The 514-nt window shown below is 31.7% G+C and carries 1 pseudogene; it reads left to right on the top strand.

What is annotated here, in order from left to right:
- Positions 1–355, top strand: a pseudogene (locus tag FUA24_RS00505) (cytochrome c oxidase subunit I); the annotation flags it as partial.
- Between the last annotated feature and the right edge of the window lie 159 nt (positions 356–514).

The following is a 514-nucleotide window of genomic DNA, read 5'->3' on the forward strand; positions in this document are numbered from 1 at the left end:
TATGGCTGGTTTACCACGTAGATATTACACAAATAGTAATTTCCCTTTATTTGACGATGTATCAAATGTAAATGTTATAATAACAATATTTGCTTTAATTGGTGGAGTTGTTCAAATTGTATATTTATACAATTTTTTCTCAAGTATGTACTACGGAAAGAAAGCAACACAAAACCCATGGCGCGCTACTACTTTAGAGTGGACTACACCTGTAGAGCATATTCATGGTAACTGGCCAGGTGAAATACCTCATGTATACCGATGGTCTTATGATTATAGTAAACCAGGTCATGATGTAGATTTTGTACCTCAAAACGTACCGTTGAAAGATGGTGAAGAGGAACTTCAGCACTAACATCATTACAATAAAAATATTAAAAAAGCCTTTCCAAATTTTTGGAAAGGCTTTTTTGTTTTTACTCACATCATCAATATTAGTACACTTAATATCGTTTATGTGGTAAAAAAAATCGACGAAAAGTAAAAATAATTAACAAATATCGACGAAAATCAA

The sequence above is a fragment of the Seonamhaeicola marinus genome (assembly GCF_008085455.1).